The following is a 16545-nucleotide window of genomic DNA, read 5'->3' as shown; positions in this document are numbered from 1 at the left end:
TGTACAACCGTTAATGGATGGAGCAGGGATTCCGAAATGTTTTTGTACTCTCAAGATTTAAGTAACTGTACAACCAAGGCGTGGATATATGATGCCGACCCTAGTTTTTGTACTCTCAAGATTTAAGTAACTGTACAACCGAAAAGCAACTTGCCGACACACTGGCCCAGTTTTTGTACTCTCAAGATTTAAGTAACTGTACAACTACTGTACGCGGAATCAGCCGAATAATGGGGTTTTTGTACTCTCAAGATTTAAGTAACTGTACAACATCTTGGCTCTTGGGGTAGCCTTTACCATAGTTTTTGTACTCTCAAGATTTAAGTAACTGTACAACCGAGATATGCTATACTACTAGTGAGCCTTGGTTTTTGTACTCTCAAGATTTAAGTAACTGTACAACAAGCTTTGACCGAAATTGAAGAAATCATGAGTTTTTGTACTCTCAAGATTTAAGTAACTGTACAACAAAAAAACGGTCTGAAAACTTATTTGACTAGTTTTTGTACTCTCAAGATTTAAGTAACTGTACAACGACGGATTCGGTTTCGATACGTAAAACAACGTTTTTGTACTCTCAAGATTTAAGTAACTGTACAACATAACAGATGTCAACGCAGTGATGGACATAGTTTTTGTACTCTCAAGATTTAAGTAACTGTACAACATTTATCCCGATTCGGAGACGCTTGGGTGTGTTTTTGTACTCTCAAGATTTAAGTAACTGTACAACGACCTGCAAGCAGAAATGGTCGTCGAACTTGTTTTTGTACTCTCAAGATTTAAGTAACTGTACAACCTAGTATCAATAGCAATATCTCTCTTGCCGTTTTTGTACTCTCAAGATGGCCAAAAAGTCCGTGTTTTCCAGTTAAGACATTTTCGTGGCCTATTATTAAGTTTGTTTTCCCACAGCTGAATGGTTTGATCATCAACCAATGATAGATCACTTCCTTTTGGAAAATATTCTCCTAGTAGTCCATTGGTATTATCAGTGCTTCCTCGTTGCCATGGTGAGTGAGGATCTGAGAAATAAACTTCAATGTTCAATTGGTCACTCAATTTCTGATGATAGGGGAACTCTGCCTATGACTACTATGAGCAGTATAAAGTCAATAAGAAACTCTGTGGTTGGAATAAAACAAGGCTTACGCAATCAGAAAAAGAATTTATCCAAATTCATTTGGAACAAAATTGGAGCCTTGATGTTATTAAAGGGGACCTATCCAGATAAGATTTCTTGCTCCATGAGAACACTCTATCGTTTAACTGATATTGGTGTTTTCGATAAAATGGACTTTCCTTCTAATGACTTATTAAGACGAAAGGGACTATCGAAACAGATGGATTTTACTTCTATTTCTCAAAATTATTTATCAGCTATAGCTGATAAAAGAAATAGAATTCCTAGGAAATCATTGAATTATCAACACCCATACCAAGTTTTTCTGAGTGACATGAAGAGTCTCACTTCATTTGACAATCTAGGTATAATTTTTCAAAATGGGCCAAAAGCTATCTTATAAAAGTTTTTATAGTCGGGAAATAAAAATGATTAAAAATAGTGTGAAAGGCTTCATATTGTCAAGGACTTATTTTGTTCGTTCAATTTTATCCTAACAAGAATAGTTGGAGCAAAGTAAAGCTCATTCAAGTTTTTATCTGGTATAATAAGACGAAAGGAAATGATGATGTCAGAAGATTTACGTATTAAAAAAACCAAACTCGCAATTCGCACAACTTTTTTAGAATTGCTAGCTAAAAAACCACTTAAGAAGATAACTGTTTCAGAAATTATTCAAACTGCTCAAATTAACCGTGGGACATTTTACGTTCACTATCTAGACAAATATGATTTATTAGAAAAAATTGAGGTGGAAGTGGGAGCTGAATTTTCAGAAGCTCTACAAAATATCAATTCAACTTCTCTCAAGGATAATTGGGAGCACGGTGACAGTTTTTCCCATATGTTACCAATTTTAGACTATGTAGAACAAAACAAATCTCTGTTTAAATTAATGGCAGAGAATAAGTTGGGGAATAGTTGGTTCGACAAAATTGTGTCGCAGTATTTCCAGAAACTTTTTCCTTCTAATCAACCTGATGATGTTTGGTCAAAATATAAGGAGGATGTTTTAAAGGCTAGTATTATTGCGACGGCTAATCGTTGGATTTTAGGTGGATGCTTGGAAGATAAAGAAGACCTTGCAGCCTGGATGACAGAGACAGAACAACTCATTTTGTTTGAACATAGTTAAGATAACCATACAATTTTCAAAGAAGTGTTCGATAAGCAACAGATTGAAAAATCTTGCTCATTGAACGCTTTTTATTTTCGCGTATAATGGATAATGTAATAAATAAAGTTACAACGAAGAAATGAAATGAGGAAAAACAAATGAAAAAAGAATTTACACTTTCAAATGGGACTCGCTTACATGTATTTACAGCTGATGAAATGGGCTTTATGGTCACATCGACACTAGTGATTCGAAATAACAAGGCCCTTCTTATTGGAGCACGCTTTCGTTTATCAGATGGACGAGAAATAGTGAATTATCTTAAAGAAAATAACCTAGAGTTAGAACAAATCTTCATTATCCATGGTGATCCAGATTATTATTTTGGGCTAGAAGAAGTTAAAGCGGCTTTTCCAGAGGTAGTTGCGGTTGCGACTCCATATGTTGTCGAACATATCCTAGCAACGGTTGAAAATAAACTGGAAGTATGGCGTGATTTCCTAGGTGAAGATCTTCCTAAAAATGTTGTCATCCCATCTGTCATGACTGAGCAAGTCATCAACTTTCAAGAAACCAGCTGGGAATTGATCGGTTCTGAGCCAGCTCAGATTAATTTGTGGAATGAAGAAACGAAAACACTGATTGGTGGAGTTAATGTTTTCAATGAAAGCCATCTATTCTTAGCGGATACACCAACTGTTGAAGAATTACGTAATTGGCAAGATCGTTTGCGAGAACTCATGGCATTGAATGCTGACCTAGTTGTTGTGAGTCATGGTGATGAGACCAAGTCATTTGACAATCAAGCTTTACAATTTTCAATTGAATATATAGATTATGCGATTGAAATAAAGGATCAGGTTGCCGATTCAGAAGAATTTAAAGAAAAAATTCAAGCAAGATTCCCAAATCTACGAAATGAACCAGTACTTGATATGAGTGCCAAAGTCATGACTGGAGAGATGAATTGGGGGTAAAAATGAAACTATATTATATATGGGATGCATACTGTGGTTGGTGTTATGGCTTTGATAAACATCTGACTATGTTTATGGAGGATCATCCAGAACTTGATATAGAGATGATATCAGGTGGACTATTTGCAAAAGGAAATGAAAAAACAACAAAAGAGCTCGCAGCTTACCAGGGTATGAACCAAGAAATAGCAAATCGATATGGAGTGGTCTTTGGTGAAGAGTTTGAAAAAAATTTCCAGCAAGATTTGGAAGTCAATTCTCTTCCTATTGCTCAAGCATTTGGTGTGATTCGGAAATATCTACCAAGTCAACAACATGTCTTTCTAGGATATAGATTACAACAAGCTTTTTATATGGATGGCCAAATACTTTCGGAGCTTGAAACTTATCAAAAAGTGCTGGATGAATTTTCTTTGAATAGTTCCAAGATTTTGAAAGAAATTGAACAAGCTTGGTCTACAGCCGAGGAGCCGTATGATTTTCATAAAGCTCGTCAATTAGGTGTATCGACTTTTCCAACTCTGATCCTTGAAAAAGATGGAAAGTATTATGATTTAAGAGGTCAGGCTACAAATATCCAAGAGTTGGAAAGAAATTATCAACAAATTTTGAGTGCTAGATAACTGAAAAGTAGCTAGATTCCGATTGATATAATAAAAGTAGAGGTAAAGAAAATGAAATATGATTATAAAAAACTGGTTTCCCAATCCTATCAAGCAATGGATGAGGGGCGAATTGAAAATTTTAAAACCTATTTTGCCGATGATTTGGTATGGAATGAAGCTTTTGGCTTTCCTTATGGTGGGATTTATCATGGTATTGACGCTGTTATTGAAAACGTCCACAGTCGTCTAGGGACAGAATGGACTAACTACAAGGCAAGTCCAGAAAATTATATCGTATCAGGGAATGATGTCGTTGTATACGGGAAATATAGCGGAAGCTTTAAAGTTACTGGAAAATCCTTCCAAGCTGATTTTGCACATTTCTATCATTTTAATGAAGAAGGAAAAATTAATCATTTTATCCAAGTAGTAGATAGCGCTTTGGTAACAGAGAGTATGAAAAATTAATAGAAAAGAGAAGAAAAAATGAAAAAAACAATGAAAACATGGATTGCTGGATTGACTGCTGTAGCTCTTTTAGGAGCTGTAGGAACAGTTTATTACGTAAATCAAAAGAAAATAAATCAACAACAAATTTCAAAAGGAAATAGTGAGGTATCAAAAATGACAAATACAGAAAAAGCAGTAGCATTGTTAAAATCCTTTGAAACAGGAGATACATCAATCGCTAAAGAAGTTTTAAATAAGGACTATATCCAACATAATCAAACTGTAGCAACAGGATTGGATGGTTTCTTACAAATTATGGAAGGCGCTCAAAATGGCCAAGGTACTACAACTGTTGAGATCAAACGTCAGATTGAAGACGGAAATACTGTCGTTCTTCATAGTGTTTACGATTTTGGCGGTCAGAAAATGGTAGGTTTTGATGTTTTCAAATTTGATGATAATGGAAAAATCACAGAACATTGGGATAATTTGAGCCCAGTCAGAGAGGCGAATCGTAGTGGTCATACCCAAGTAGACGGTGTGACAAGCATTGATACAAATGTTAATAGCGAACAAACTAAAAAGCTTGTTTCAACCTATATCGATGACATTATCTACGGAAAGAACCCTGATAAACTCGATTCTTACTTTGATGGAGATAACTATATTCAGCATAATGCTGATATGGTAGATACAGTATCAGGATTTAAAGCTTCTTTAGAACAAATGGCTCAGTACGGTATCAACATGGACTACAAGCAAACCCATCAAGTAATTGCTCAAGGAGACTTTGCCTTGGTTATCAGTGAGGGAAATCTAGCTGGTAAAGATACCGCATTTTATGACCTTTACCGTGTTCAAAATGGAAAAATTGCAGAACATTGGGATGTAATTGCAGATATTCTTCCAGCTGCAGATGCTAAGAATACAAACGAGAAATTTTAAATTTTTATAAGTAGGGAAAATCCCTATCGTTTTAAATAAAAAGGATACTGTAAAATATCTTGTGTAAACACAAAAGGGAATAAATCCTGTATAGTAGAGTTGCAACACATTACAAGAAAGATTTATTCCTATGACTCAGTTTGCCACAGAATTACTTAACTTCCTAACCCAAAAATCAGAGCATAATCTGTCCCGTAGAGGATGACAGCAGCGCTGTATCAATGAACCTAAGAAAGGTGGGGGGACTTCAAAAACTCTTTTATACCCACCCACCTATCTCAGAACGAATCGAACGCTTGATACGCATGTAAACAAAATCCAGAGACCAGCTCTGGATTTTTGCTATGTTCAAAATTTATAAATCTTCTAATTCAACGGCCTCCAAACCCTCTTCTGTCAAACGATAGATACTCGTACAGACCTCTTTTAAGAAACGTCGGTCATGGGAAACAGTGATGAGACCGCCAGGATAAGAGGCAAAGAGTTTTCTGATTTCAGGTTGAGAGGTGGGAGAAAAGTTTCGTGTGGGCTCATCCAGAAGGAGAAAGTTTGGTTTGCCCAACACTAAATCCAAAAGTAGGAGTTTACCCTGTTGCCCGCCAGATAAGGAGCGAATTTGGTGGTGCATCTCTGGATAGCTGAAATTGAGACTGGCTAGGTGAGATTGGATTTTCTGTAGTTCCTCTTTTTCCCCAGTTTTTCTGAGATAGGCTACTGGTGATAAATCCAATTGCAGTTTTTTATGGTAATCTTGTGGCATATAACCAAGGGAAATTTCTCTTTTGGCGCTAAGCTGTTGCTGTAACTTGTCTAACAGAGTTGATTTCCCAACACCATTTGGGCCGATGATACCGATTTTTTCTTGGCCACGGATAGTTAGTTGTAACCCCTGAGCTAAAACACGCTCTCCAATGGATAACGTTTCCTTTTCCAGTTGAATTAAGACTTTAGAAGCCGGTAAAGGTTGGATGTCTGAAAAGAAAAGTTGGATTTGCTCCTCTTCAAGTGGCTTTTGGGTCATGGACTGAGCTTCCTTTTCAAAGCGTTTTTCTTGAGAGAGAATAGTTTTCATCTTTTTAGCCAATAGGCGACCGGCAGTACTGTCTTTGGTAGCTCGAAGTACAGTTTCTACATTTTGCTTGACGCGGCGATGCTTTTCCATGGTTTTGTCATAGGCTCTCTGGTCGTTAGCAGCTTGCTGGCTTTGTCTAGCAACATTAGCCTTTCTCTGCTCACTGTAGCGTTCATAGCCTACATGCTCAACTAGTGTTTCTGCTTCTTTCCGGTGCTTGACCTGTCTCAGGTGGACAATCGTATCTGCCGTATGAGAAAGAAAGTCTTCATCATGGGAAATGAAAATAACAGTTTGCCTAATCTTTAGAATCTGACTTTTTAGCCAATCAACCGTCTCAAGGTCTAGGTCATTTGAAGGTTCATCTAAAAACAGAATCTCAAAAGGTTTAGCCAACTCATGGATGAGCTGAATTTTCAATGCTTCGCCACCGGAGAGGCTCCCAATCTCTTGGTCACTGGCAAAACGGTCGCTATCAAAGTGTAACTCCTCAGCCAAGCGATAGAGGATATTGTAGTCTAAATCAGCAGAATCCAAAAAGAAGTAGTCGTGTAGAGTCCTATTTTTCAGAAACTTGGGGAGCTTTTGAGGAATGTAGGCCAGTGATTGAAGGCCAGACTGGATGTCGCCCTTGATAGTAAAATCAGGTAATGCTTCTCCCATTAAAGCTCCTAGTAAAGTCGTTTTACCATTTCCTTCTTCACCAATAATCGCAACTTTTTCCCCGTCTTGGATCGTCATGGTTAGGTCAGATACAAGATCTCGTAGATCTTTGTTTTGCGTGATGGTTAGATGATTGATTTTTATCATATTGTTGCCCTTTCTAGAATGTCGATCGTGCATAACAAAAAGCTCTACTTTATCTAGCAGAGCTTAAAGTCACTGTCGAAAGCTCTATTATCCCCGTCGAAAAGATCGTCAAACTAGCTTAGCGTTGCCTAACTCAACTCAAGAGGAGCATCGCTTTCTAGTTTTTTGATTTTCAATGAGGACAGGATACTAGAAAATCTAGTATAAAAAGAGCACACAAAAAGAGACAAAAACAAGATCTACTAAATAAAGGTTCTTTATTTGATAGACTTAGTTGTTCATGTCTCCCTTACCTCCGGTATTCGTAGTTCTATCCTATACCTTTAAGGAAATTTTGTCAATAGAAAACAGGGAATTCTAGTTTTTATACTCAATGAAAATCAGCAGCAAACTAGGAAGCGATCCGAAGACTGTACTTAAGTACGGCAAGGCGAAGCTGACGTGGTTTGAAGAGATTTTAGAAAGAGTATCAGAATCCAAAAACAGGTCCATGGAGAGTTCGTACGTGTTTGACATGCTCGTAATGGAACTTGTCATAATGGCGCGAAGATGAACGTGCTTGGTTAGTATTATCGAAAACTACAATTTCAAAATGAACAACGAATCCATAAAGGTTTTGGACTTTGTTCAGTCACCTTAGAAAGCTTGATTTTATCACTGAATAATCGCTACTGGAATAGTTACACAAAATGATGGACAGAACTGATTTTTAGGAGGAAATAGCTTTCTTTTTTGAAATAGATTGAGAATTTTTATGGAAATGTAAAGTCTTTGTTGACAAACAGGCCGTTCTTATCATATAATAAGTTCTAGTTGGAAGATTACTCAAGAGGCTTAAGAGGCCGTGTTGGAAACGCGGTAGGCGTGTAACAGCGTGCGTGGGTTCGAATCCCATGTCTTCCGTTTTTTAAAACATAAAAAGCAAGCAATTCAATTGCTTGCTTTTTGTTTGGCTTAATCCAGATTGACGCTGTTACGAATGATGGCATAGGTCCCCATGTAAAAGATACCTGCTAAAAAGAGATTGAACAAAACAGCTAACCAAAAAGTGGACTGATAAGTACTGTTATTGAAGGGACTGACTAGATAGCCCAGTCGTGCAGAATTCCTAATCCAAATAGTGGCCACAAGAATAATGATGAAGTAGAGAGTGGCCAAGAAGGTCCGATGGTTATTGGCCAAATGACCGAGTGAGATGGAGAAGTAGATCTGGAGAATAAACATAAAGTACAGTGCCCCATTATAGATCCAACTTAATAGATCAATGTTAAAAAAATTGAAAAAGCTTGGAGTGATCGAACTAAGTCCGATTGATGAAACGGACAGTGTGGTAATAATATAAAGAGACAGAACGGTCACAACCAAAGAAGTGAGAATCCAGAAAATGCCTGAGAGTACTTTAACAAGGATCAATTGATGCGTGCTGACAGGTAAGGTCAGAGTCAGGTAACCTTGGCGACCAAAGATGCTTTGTTTAAATCGACTAGCAATCATGGTATAGGTGATGATGATTCCTACAAACAATAAAATAATGAGTACGCCTGTTAAAAAGCTTAAAACAGGAAGGGATGAGGCAGTTGCACTTCCTAGCACCTCCAAGATGAGTCTACTTGACATTAAGCCAATGACCACGCTTAGAGCTAGGATAGTGGCATAGATGGCGAAGTATAACTTGCCAACAAATTTAAATTCGTACTTGAGTAATTTTCCAAACATTTTAATATCCTCCTGCGCTAAATTCGTGACGGAATAGCTGATCGATACTTAAGCCACTTTGAGCGCGTAATGCGGCGGCATTCTCGTGTCGGGTGATGTGTCCGTACTGGATGAAAATGACCTCATCTAGGACTTGTTCTACATCTGCAATCAAATGTGTCGAGATCAAGACTGTAGAATTGGGAGAGTAGTTATTTATAATCGTTTGTAGGATGTAATCGCGAGTAGCTGGATCGACCCCTCCGATTGGTTCATCTAGAATGTAGAGTTGGGCACGTCGACTCATGACAAGAATCAATTGAACCTTTTCACGATTTCCTTTTGATAGCTCCCTCATCCGAGAATCTGGGTTGATATTTAGATTTTGAAGCAAATAATAGGCACGATTGGCGTCGAAATCCTTGTAAAAATCCGCAAAATAACTAATTGCCTGACGGACTTTGATTTGTTCATCGAGGTAGGTCGTATCTGGGAGATAGGAAACGATAGCCTTTGTATGTTGGTCTGGTTTACTACCATTGATGAGAACTTCTCCTTCTGTCGGTTGAAGGAGGCCGTTAATCAGTTTGATAATGGTCGTTTTTCCAGAACCATTTGGTCCCAAGAGGCCGACAACTTTTCCGGGTTGGACTTGCAGATTGACGTGATCCAAGGCCAGGGTCCGACCATATGCTTTTGAAACAGAACGTAACTCTAAGAGTGGTCCGGTGTAGGTCCTAGGTTCGGATGGAGTAACCTCTTGAGCTGGTTGGCCAGGCTGTTGTTCCTGTGTGGCATAGGACGGATAGACAGGCTGGGGATTTCCTTGGAAGGGAGCACCAGCATTTTGATCTGTCGTATAAGGAGTTCCTTGCACAGGCTGTCCTACTGGAGCACTAGGATGAGGATAGTTTGGATAGACAGGCTGAGGATTTCCTTGGAAGGGAGCACCAGCATTTTGATCCGTCGTATAAGGATTTCCTTGCACAGGCTGTCCTACTGGAGCGCTAGGATGAGGAAAGTTTGGATAGACAGGCTGAGGATTTCCTTGGAAGGAAGTTCCAGCATTTTGGTCCGTCGTATAAGGAGTTCCTTGCACAGGCTGTCCTACTGGAGCGTTAGGATGAGGAAAGTTTGGATAGACAGGCTGAGGATTTCCTTGGAAGGGAGCACCAGCATTTTGGTCCGTCGTATAAGGATTTCCTTGCATAGGCTGTCCTACTGGAGCGCTAGGATGAGGAAAGTTTGGGTAGACGGGTTGAGCAGTTTGAGCATAAGCTACTGGTTCTCCGGAATTTTCAGGGGATGCTGCTTGAGGACGAACTTCTTGACTAGCCTCGATTGGATCATTGGAGTTGTGGTCCAATTGAGAGGAGTGAACTTGGTTTTCATCTGTCATAAAGATATCTCCTTGTATGGATAGAATGTTCTATATTATAGCATTTTTAGCTTAAAAATAAAAGATTGTTTTAGAAAAAATGGACTGAAAACGAACGTTGGAAGGGTTGTGCATCCCCATTTTGAATAAAATGAGACAACTAATGGGTTGCTTCGTCTATTTTGTAGGAATTCGAAACGGAAGAAGCTAGCATCCGCAAGGTCTGTTTGTCTTTTAGGCCTTACTTTTTGTATAATAGAGGGGAGAATGAAAAGTGAGGTGAGGCCAATGTTCGCTCAGATCGATACCAAGACAGTATATACTTTTATGGATAGTACGATTTCAATTGACACCTATATCCAAAAAGGAAAAGAAATGGGCTATACCCACTTAGGAATTATGGATCGGAACAATCTATACGGGGCTTATACATTTATAGAGAAATGTCGTTTGGCGGATATTCAACCAGTGATTGGTTGCGAATTGGACTTGACCCTAGGAGAAGGAAAAGAGCCGGTTCGCTTCTTGATGGTTGCTCAGACGACAGAAGGTTATCAGAATCTTATGAAAATCTCTTCTGCTCGCATGTTAGGCCACCGAGCATTGGAAGATGTCCGTCCCTATTTAAGGGATGTTGCGGTGATTGTTCCAATCGATGAGCTGAATCGGCTGGAAGAGACAATCGGAGAAGTAGATTATTATGTAGGTGTATATCCAGATACCCCTTACAAAAAGCTCAGTCAACCGGCCATCGCTTTAAGACAGGTACGATACTTTGATGAGAGCGATTTGGAAGTCTTGCAGGTTTTGCGGGCCATTCGTGAAAACCAGTCTCTTCATCAGGTCACAGAACTTCCTCGTCATCAATCCTTTCAGGCAGGAGAAGGCCATGAGGATTTGTTTTTAAACTATCCAGATGCCATTTCTAATTTGCACCGCCTGGTGCAACCCATCCATTATGACCTCAATCAAGACTTGAAATTGCCACGATTCAATCGACAAAGACCGGCAGTGGAGGAATTGCAGGAGCGTTCTTTTGAGGGGTTGAAGCAAAGGGGGCTCACTGAGGGGCAATATATGAGGCGCCTGGAAGAAGAACTGGCTGTCATTCATGAGATGGGCTTTGATGATTATTTCTTGATTGTCTGGGATCTGTTGCGTTTTGGACGGAGCCAGGGCTATTATATGGGAATGGGCCGTGGGTCTGCAGTAGGGAGTTTGGTAGCCTACGCTCTTGGGATTACCGGTATTGATCCTGTCAAGCATCACTTGCTTTTTGAACGCTTTCTCAATCGGGAGCGCTTTAGTATGCCCGATATTGATATCGATATCCCAGATGAATATCGCCCGGAGTTTATACGCTATGTTCGTGATCGTTACGGGAGTATGCATTCTGCACAGATTGTGACCTTCTCTACCTTTGGTGCCAAGCAAGCCCTTCGGGATGTCCTGAAGCGCTTTGGTTTAGCAGAATATGAGCTCAATCAGTTTACCCAAAAGATCCCCTTTAATGCGAACTTAACGTCCGTCTATGAAAAAAATGCTTCTTTCCGACAGCTGATCCATAGTAAAGCTGAATACCAAAAGGCTTATCAAATTGCCCTTCGGATCGAAGGAAACCCGCGGCAAACCTCTATCCATGCGGCTGGTATTGTGATTTGCGATGAAGATTTGACAGATATTATCCCTCTGAAATATGGGGAGGAAATGTACATCACCCAGTATGATGCCCATGCTGTAGAAGCAAATGGCCTACTAAAGATGGATTTCCTAGGCCTACGAAATCTCAAGTTTGCGCAACGGATGCAGGAAAAAATTCAAGAAAAATTTGATCCTAACTTTCAAATGGAAAAGATTTCTTTGAAGGATGAGAAAACCATTCAACTCTTTGCCCAAGGCAGTACAAAGGGAATTTTCCAGTTTGAGCAGCCTGGGGCTATCCGCTTGCTAAGGCAAGTTAAGCCCCGTTCTTTTGAAGACATCGTTGCTACAACTAGTCTCAATCGGCCTGGAGCGTCGGATTATGCGACCAATTTTATCAAACGAAAAAACGGTCAGGAGACGGTTGACCTAATGGAGCCGACGATTGCTCCTATATTGGAGTCCACCTATGGGATTATGCTCTACCAAGAACAAGTGATGCGAATTGCCCAAGTGTTTGCTGGATTTAGTCTTGGGAAGGCCGATATCTTACGGCGAGCTATGTCCAAGAAGGAACCACAAGAAATGCAAAAAATGGCCCACACCTTCTTTGAGGGAGCTAAAGCCAAAGGACATTCTGAGGCGCTTGCACGCAAGGTGTTTACCATGATTGAGAAATTTGCTGGCTATGGATTCAACCGAAGCCACGCCTATGCTTATTCTGCCTTAGCTTTTCAACTGGCCTTTGTAAAGACCCACTATCCAGAGGTTTTTTATGAGGTGATGCTTCGCTATTCGGGAAATACCGACTATGTCACAGATGCTCTTGATTATGGGTTTCAGCTGGCACCTCTCCATTTAAATACGATTCCTTATCAGGATAAGTTCCAAAATGGAAAACTATATCTGGGCTTAAAGAGAATCAAGGGACTTTCAAAGGATTTAGCTCTATGGATTTTGGAGAAGCGCCCCTTCCAATCAGTTGAAGATTTTATCGTTCGTCTTCCCTCTCATTACCGTAAAATTGAAGCATTGAAGCCACTGATAACGATCGGCTTACTGGATGATATGGGCTATAATCGCAAGACAGTCCTTGAGAATTTACCGAGTCTATTTGTATTTGCAGAAGCACTAGGAAGTTTCTTTGCAGAAGAAAACTACGACTGGACAGAGCATGAAGATTATACGCCTGCAGAGAAATACGAGCAGGAGCAAGAGATCCTAGGAGTAGGGATTAGTCCTCATCCTTTACAAGTCATCGAGGCGAGTCTCGGTCAGACTTTTCAACGGATATCAGAACTGACACCTCAGCAAACAGCGACGGTCTTAGGACAGATTCAGTCTCTCCGCGTCATTCGAACTAAGACGAAAGGAGAGGAGATGGCTTTCGCCCAAATCATGGATACAAGTGGGAAGGTCGAGTTGACGATCTTTCCTGAAATCTATCATCGCTATCAATCCCAACTAGAAGTGGGGGCTATTTTTCAATTTAAAGGAAAGACACAATATCGTCATGATCAGTTGCAACTGATTTTAGAAGATTTGTCCACACCAGTTGTAGAACGCTTCTGGGTACAATTAAAAGACCATGCCAATGATCAGCAAGTCGCCCAAATCCTGCAAGCCTACCCAGGTCCTCACGCTGTCGTTCTATACTATCAGGAGGAGAAAAAACAATTCCAACTGAAGGACTTGCAAGTCGAAATGAATCCACAGTTGGAAAAAGATCTGGCTCCATATGTCCTGAAAACGGTTTATCGCTGAAAAAAAGTGAAAAAGTGGTCAGGCTTCGGTCAAGTGTGATATAATAATCTAGTCAAAATGAATATCAAAGGAGTATGTAGGAATGAAACGTATTGGCGTTTTAACCAGTGGTGGTGACGCCCCTGGGATGAATGCAGCTGTTCGTGCAGTCGTCCGAAGAGCACTCTATGAAGGAATAGAGGTTTACGGGATTAATCGTGGATATGCTGGGATGGTCGAAGGCGATATTTTCAAATTCGATACAGCTGGTGTCTCTAACATTATTTCTCGTGGAGGAACCTTTATCAAGTCTGCGCGTTATCCTGAATTCGCGACACGAGAAGGTCAGTTGAAAGGGATCGAGCAGTTGAAAAAACACGGCATTGAAGGGGTTGTCGTGATTGGTGGTGATGGTTCTTATCACGGAGCGATGCGCTTGACAGAGCACGGCTTCCCAGCTGTTGGTGTTCCTGGAACAATTGATAACGATATCGTCGGTACAGACTATACGATTGGATTTGACACTGCAGTGAACACAGCAGTTGAAGCTATCGACAAGATCTCAGATACTTCCTATAGTCACAAACGGACCTTTATCGTAGAAGTGATGGGACGTAATGCAGGAGATATTGCCTTGTGGTCCGGTCTTGCAACTGGTGCAGATCAAATCATTATCCCTGAAGAGCCATTTGACTTCGATGAAGTAGTTCGCCGTAATATGGAAGGCTATGTCAAACGTCACAAGAGCCACGTCGTGATTGTACTGGCTGAAGGTGTGATGTCTGCCGATGAGTTTATCCAAAAAATGCGGGAAGCTGGGGACACCAGTGATTTACGTTCGACCAACCTTGGCCATATCCTCCGTGGTGGTAGCCCATCAGCAAGAGACCGTGTTCTAGCTTCGCGCTTCGGTGCACGAGCAGTAGAATTGTTGCTCGAGGGTCGTGGTGGACTGGCTGTTGGGATCCAAGACGAAAAATTGGTTGAATACCCTATCTTAGGAACACCAGAAGAGAAAGCTCTGTTTAGTCTTGGCGAAAATGGAGAAATTATCGTAAACCAACCTCATACAGTTGATTTACAATTGACAGACCTAGCTCGTCAATTGAGACGTTAATGTAGTTAATTTTGATTAAGGAGAATCATTCACATGAACAAACGTGTTAAAATCGTTGCAACTTTAGGTCCTGCGGTAGAAATCCGTGGCGGAAAAAAATTCGGTGACGATGGTTACTGGGGTGAAAAGCTTGATGTTGAAGCATCTGCTCAAAACATTGCGAAACTGATCCAAGCTGGCGCTAATACTTTCCGTTTCAACTTCTCACATGGTGATCACCAAGAACAAGGTGAACGGATGGCGACTGTTCGTCGTGCAGAAGAAATCGCTGGTCAAAAAGTTGGTTTCCTTTTGGATACAAAAGGTCCAGAAATCCGGACAGAATTGTTTGAAGATGATGCAAAGGAATATGCATACAAGACTGGTGAGCAAATCCGTGTTGCAACGAAACAAGGAATCAAGTCAACTCGTGACGTGATTGCCTTGAACGTAGCAGGTGGTTTGGATGTTTTTGATGATGTTGAAGTTGGTCGCCAAGTATTGGTAGACGATGGAAAACTTGGTCTTCGTGTAACTGCTAAAGATGAAGCGACTCGTGAATTCATCGTAGAAGTGGAAAACGATGGCGTAATCGCGAAGCAAAAAGGTGTAAACATTCCAAACACTAAGATTCCATTCCCAGCCCTTGCAGAGCGTGACAACGACGATATCCGCTTTGGTTTGGAACAAGGATTGAACTTCATCGCGATTTCATTCGTTCGTACTGCGAAAGATGTCAATGAAGTACGTGCTATCTGTGAAGAAACTGGGAATAGCCATGTTCAATTGTTGGCTAAAATTGAAAACCAACAAGGAATTGACAACATCGATGAAATCATTGAAGCTGCTGATGGAATCATGATTGCTCGTGGAGACATGGGGATTGAAGTACCATTTGAAATGGTTCCAGTTTACCAAAAATTAATCATCACAAAAGTGAATGCTGCTGGTAAAGTCGTGATTACAGCTACCAACATGCTTGAAACCATGACAGAAAAACCACGTGCGACTCGTTCTGAAGTATCTGACGTATTTAACGCCGTTATTGATGGTACAGATGCTACAATGCTTTCTGGTGAGTCTGCAAATGGTAAATACCCACTTGAGTCTGTGACAACAATGGCTACTATCGACAAGAATGCTCAAACACTCTTGAACGAATATGGTCGTTTGGATTCTTCTTCATTTGAACGGACAAACAAAACAGAAGTTGTTGCTTCAGCTGTAAAAGACGCTACGCAATCAATGGACATCAAGTGCATCGTTGCTTTGACAGAGTCAGGAAACACAGCGCGTGCGATTTCAAAATACCGTCCAAATGCAGATATCCTTGCAGTGACATTTGATGAAATCACTCAAAAATCATTGATGCTCAACTGGGGTGTGTTCCCTGTCGTAACAGAAAAACCTGCATCAACAGATGACATGTTTGAAGTTGCAGAACGTGTTGCAGTTGCATCAGGATTTGTAGAATCAGGTGACAATATCGTGATCGTAGCTGGTGTTCCAGTAGGATCAGGTGGTACCAACACGATGCGAATCCGTACAGTTCGTTAATAAATGAATAAAAAGCCTATTCTAACAAGTTATTTAACTTGTCGGATAGGCCTTTTTCGTATCAAGCATCAAAAAAGGTAAGATTTTCAGTCTAACATCAGCTTACAATTTACTGTCGAAAAGTTCTCTTAGCAATTTAGCTCCTTTGATAAGATTCACGTCAATTGAGTTTCATCTGCTGAAGAGGACTTTTCTTTTTGGTCCTGTTTTTTCCTATTTTGGATCACCATATGTTACAATAGTAAGGCGTTTTATAAAACGAATCTGCAAATTGGAGGGGAATTGTGGCTGAGGAGATGTATCCGGAGGTATTGACCTTGGGAGATGGAGGGATTT

Annotated in this window: 11 protein-coding genes, 1 tRNA gene, 4 pseudogenes and 1 CRISPR repeat array (1 of these 17 cut by a window edge); of the genes and pseudogenes, 11 read left to right on the top strand and 5 right to left on the bottom strand. The window is 40.3% G+C overall.

The features are described 5' to 3' along the window. Positions 1 to 799: a CRISPR direct-repeat array (repeat unit 36 nt; unit sequence GTTTTTGTACTCTCAAGATTTAAGTAACTGTACAAC) (it extends 1808 nt beyond the left edge of the window). Between the two features lie 41 nt (positions 800 to 840). Then, positions 841 to 1083 (bottom strand): annotated as a pseudogene (locus tag STRDD13_RS08955) (IS30 family transposase); the annotation flags it as partial. Here STRDD13_RS08955 and STRDD13_RS02735 point away from each other — a divergent pair. From STRDD13_RS02735 to STRDD13_RS08585, 7 genes and pseudogenes are all read left to right on the top strand, one after another. Further along, positions 1076 to 1526, top strand: a pseudogene (locus STRDD13_RS02735) (hypothetical protein); the annotation flags it as partial. The pseudogenes STRDD13_RS08955 and STRDD13_RS02735 overlap by 8 nt on opposite strands. Positions 1527 to 1691: 165 nt before the next feature. Continuing rightward, entirely contained in the window at positions 1692 to 2258 is a 567-nt protein-coding gene (locus STRDD13_RS02730; RefSeq protein WP_067101570.1) for a TetR/AcrR family transcriptional regulator, read from the top strand. Between the two features lie 140 nt (positions 2259 to 2398). After that, positions 2399 to 3217 (top strand): MBL fold metallo-hydrolase, encoded by an 819-nt coding sequence (locus STRDD13_RS02725; protein ID WP_067101565.1) that lies wholly within the window; start codon positions 2399 to 2401, stop codon positions 3215 to 3217. 2 nt (positions 3218 to 3219) lie between these two features. Next, positions 3220 to 3840: a DsbA family protein gene (locus STRDD13_RS02720; RefSeq protein ID WP_156471231.1), complete on the top strand. Its 621-nt coding sequence runs from the start codon at positions 3220 to 3222 to the stop codon at positions 3838 to 3840. A 51-nt stretch (positions 3841 to 3891) separates the two neighbouring features. Beyond that, positions 3892 to 4290, top strand: coding sequence for a nuclear transport factor 2 family protein (locus STRDD13_RS02715; protein WP_067101560.1), 399 nt, complete (start codon positions 3892 to 3894; stop codon positions 4288 to 4290). An 18-nt stretch (positions 4291 to 4308) separates the two neighbouring features. Continuing rightward, on the top strand, positions 4309 to 5217 hold the full coding sequence (locus STRDD13_RS02710) for a nuclear transport factor 2 family protein (protein ID WP_231852545.1): 909 nt from the start codon (positions 4309 to 4311) through the stop codon (positions 5215 to 5217). Between the two features lie 194 nt (positions 5218 to 5411). Continuing rightward, positions 5412 to 5528 (top strand): annotated as a pseudogene (locus STRDD13_RS08585) (zinc metalloprotease HtpX); the annotation flags it as partial. 44 nt (positions 5529 to 5572) lie between these two features. Here STRDD13_RS08585 and STRDD13_RS02705 read toward each other — a convergent pair. Both STRDD13_RS02705 and STRDD13_RS08950 read right to left on the bottom strand, forming a co-directional pair. Next, the gene (locus STRDD13_RS02705) at positions 5573 to 7132 is read right to left on the bottom strand and encodes an ATP-binding cassette domain-containing protein (protein WP_067101557.1); all 1560 of its coding nucleotides are present in this window, start codon (positions 7130 to 7132) and stop codon (positions 5573 to 5575) included. 436 nt (positions 7133 to 7568) lie between these two features. After that, positions 7569 to 7667: pseudogene (locus tag STRDD13_RS08950) on the bottom strand (helicase BlpT); the annotation flags it as partial. Positions 7668 to 7914: 247 nt separating this feature from the next. On the opposite strand from STRDD13_RS08950, the gene STRDD13_RS02695 reads away from it, so the two are divergent. Continuing rightward, positions 7915 to 8002 (top strand) — tRNA-Ser (locus STRDD13_RS02695). 51 nt (positions 8003 to 8053) lie between these two features. Here the strand turns inward: STRDD13_RS02695 and STRDD13_RS02690 are convergent. Beyond that, entirely contained in the window at positions 8054 to 8815 is a 762-nt protein-coding gene (locus tag STRDD13_RS02690; protein WP_067101551.1) for a hypothetical protein, read from the bottom strand. A gap of 1 nt (position 8816) precedes the next feature. Next, entirely contained in the window at positions 8817 to 9473 is a 657-nt protein-coding gene (locus STRDD13_RS08690; RefSeq protein ID WP_067103162.1) for an ABC transporter ATP-binding protein, read from the bottom strand. Between the two features lie 987 nt (positions 9474 to 10460). On the opposite strand from STRDD13_RS08690, the gene STRDD13_RS02680 reads away from it, so the two are divergent. The 3 genes from STRDD13_RS02680 to pyk all read left to right on the top strand — a co-directional run bounded on the left by STRDD13_RS02680 (position 10461) and on the right by pyk (position 16209). Further along, positions 10461 to 13577, top strand: coding sequence for a DNA polymerase III subunit alpha (locus STRDD13_RS02680; RefSeq protein ID WP_067101548.1), 3117 nt, complete (start codon positions 10461 to 10463; stop codon positions 13575 to 13577). 82 nt (positions 13578 to 13659) lie between these two features. Next, entirely contained in the window at positions 13660 to 14673 is a 1014-nt protein-coding gene (gene pfkA, locus STRDD13_RS02675; RefSeq protein ID WP_067101545.1) for a 6-phosphofructokinase, read from the top strand. A 33-nt stretch (positions 14674 to 14706) separates the two neighbouring features. Next, positions 14707 to 16209, top strand: a complete 1503-nt coding sequence (gene pyk, locus STRDD13_RS02670; RefSeq protein ID WP_067101542.1) for a pyruvate kinase — start codon at positions 14707 to 14709, stop codon at positions 16207 to 16209. Positions 16210 to 16545 lie beyond the last annotated feature (336 nt).

It is taken from the genome of Streptococcus sp. DD13 (assembly GCF_001578875.1).
Classification (GTDB): domain Bacteria; phylum Bacillota; class Bacilli; order Lactobacillales; family Streptococcaceae; genus Streptococcus.
The sequence above is the reverse complement of the archived record's forward strand: the minus strand, read 5'-3'. Positions and strand labels throughout refer to the sequence as shown.

What these genes read in the sequence shown, in the direction of transcription:
- STRDD13_RS02730 (WP_067101570.1), top strand. Translation starts at nt 1,692, where the DNA reads ATGTCAGAAGATTTACGTATTAAAAAAACCAAACTCGCAATTCGCACA.
- STRDD13_RS02725 (WP_067101565.1), top strand. Translation starts at nt 2,399, where the DNA reads ATGAAAAAAGAATTTACACTTTCAAATGGGACTCGCTTACATGTATTT.
- STRDD13_RS02720 (WP_156471231.1), top strand. Translation starts at nt 3,220, where the DNA reads ATGAAACTATATTATATATGGGATGCATACTGTGGTTGGTGTTATGGC.
- STRDD13_RS02715 (WP_067101560.1), top strand. Translation starts at nt 3,892, where the DNA reads ATGAAATATGATTATAAAAAACTGGTTTCCCAATCCTATCAAGCAATG.
- STRDD13_RS02710 (WP_231852545.1), top strand. Translation starts at nt 4,309, where the DNA reads ATGAAAAAAACAATGAAAACATGGATTGCTGGATTGACTGCTGTAGCT.
- STRDD13_RS02705 (WP_067101557.1), bottom strand. Translation starts at nt 7,132, where the DNA reads ATGCACGATCGACATTCTAGAAAGGGCAACAATATGATAAAAATCAAT.
- STRDD13_RS02690 (WP_067101551.1), bottom strand. Translation starts at nt 8,815, where the DNA reads ATGTTTGGAAAATTACTCAAGTACGAATTTAAATTTGTTGGCAAGTTA.
- STRDD13_RS02680 (WP_067101548.1), top strand. Translation starts at nt 10,461, where the DNA reads ATGTTCGCTCAGATCGATACCAAGACAGTATATACTTTTATGGATAGT.
- pfkA (WP_067101545.1), top strand. Translation starts at nt 13,660, where the DNA reads ATGAAACGTATTGGCGTTTTAACCAGTGGTGGTGACGCCCCTGGGATG.
- pyk (WP_067101542.1), top strand. Translation starts at nt 14,707, where the DNA reads ATGAACAAACGTGTTAAAATCGTTGCAACTTTAGGTCCTGCGGTAGAA.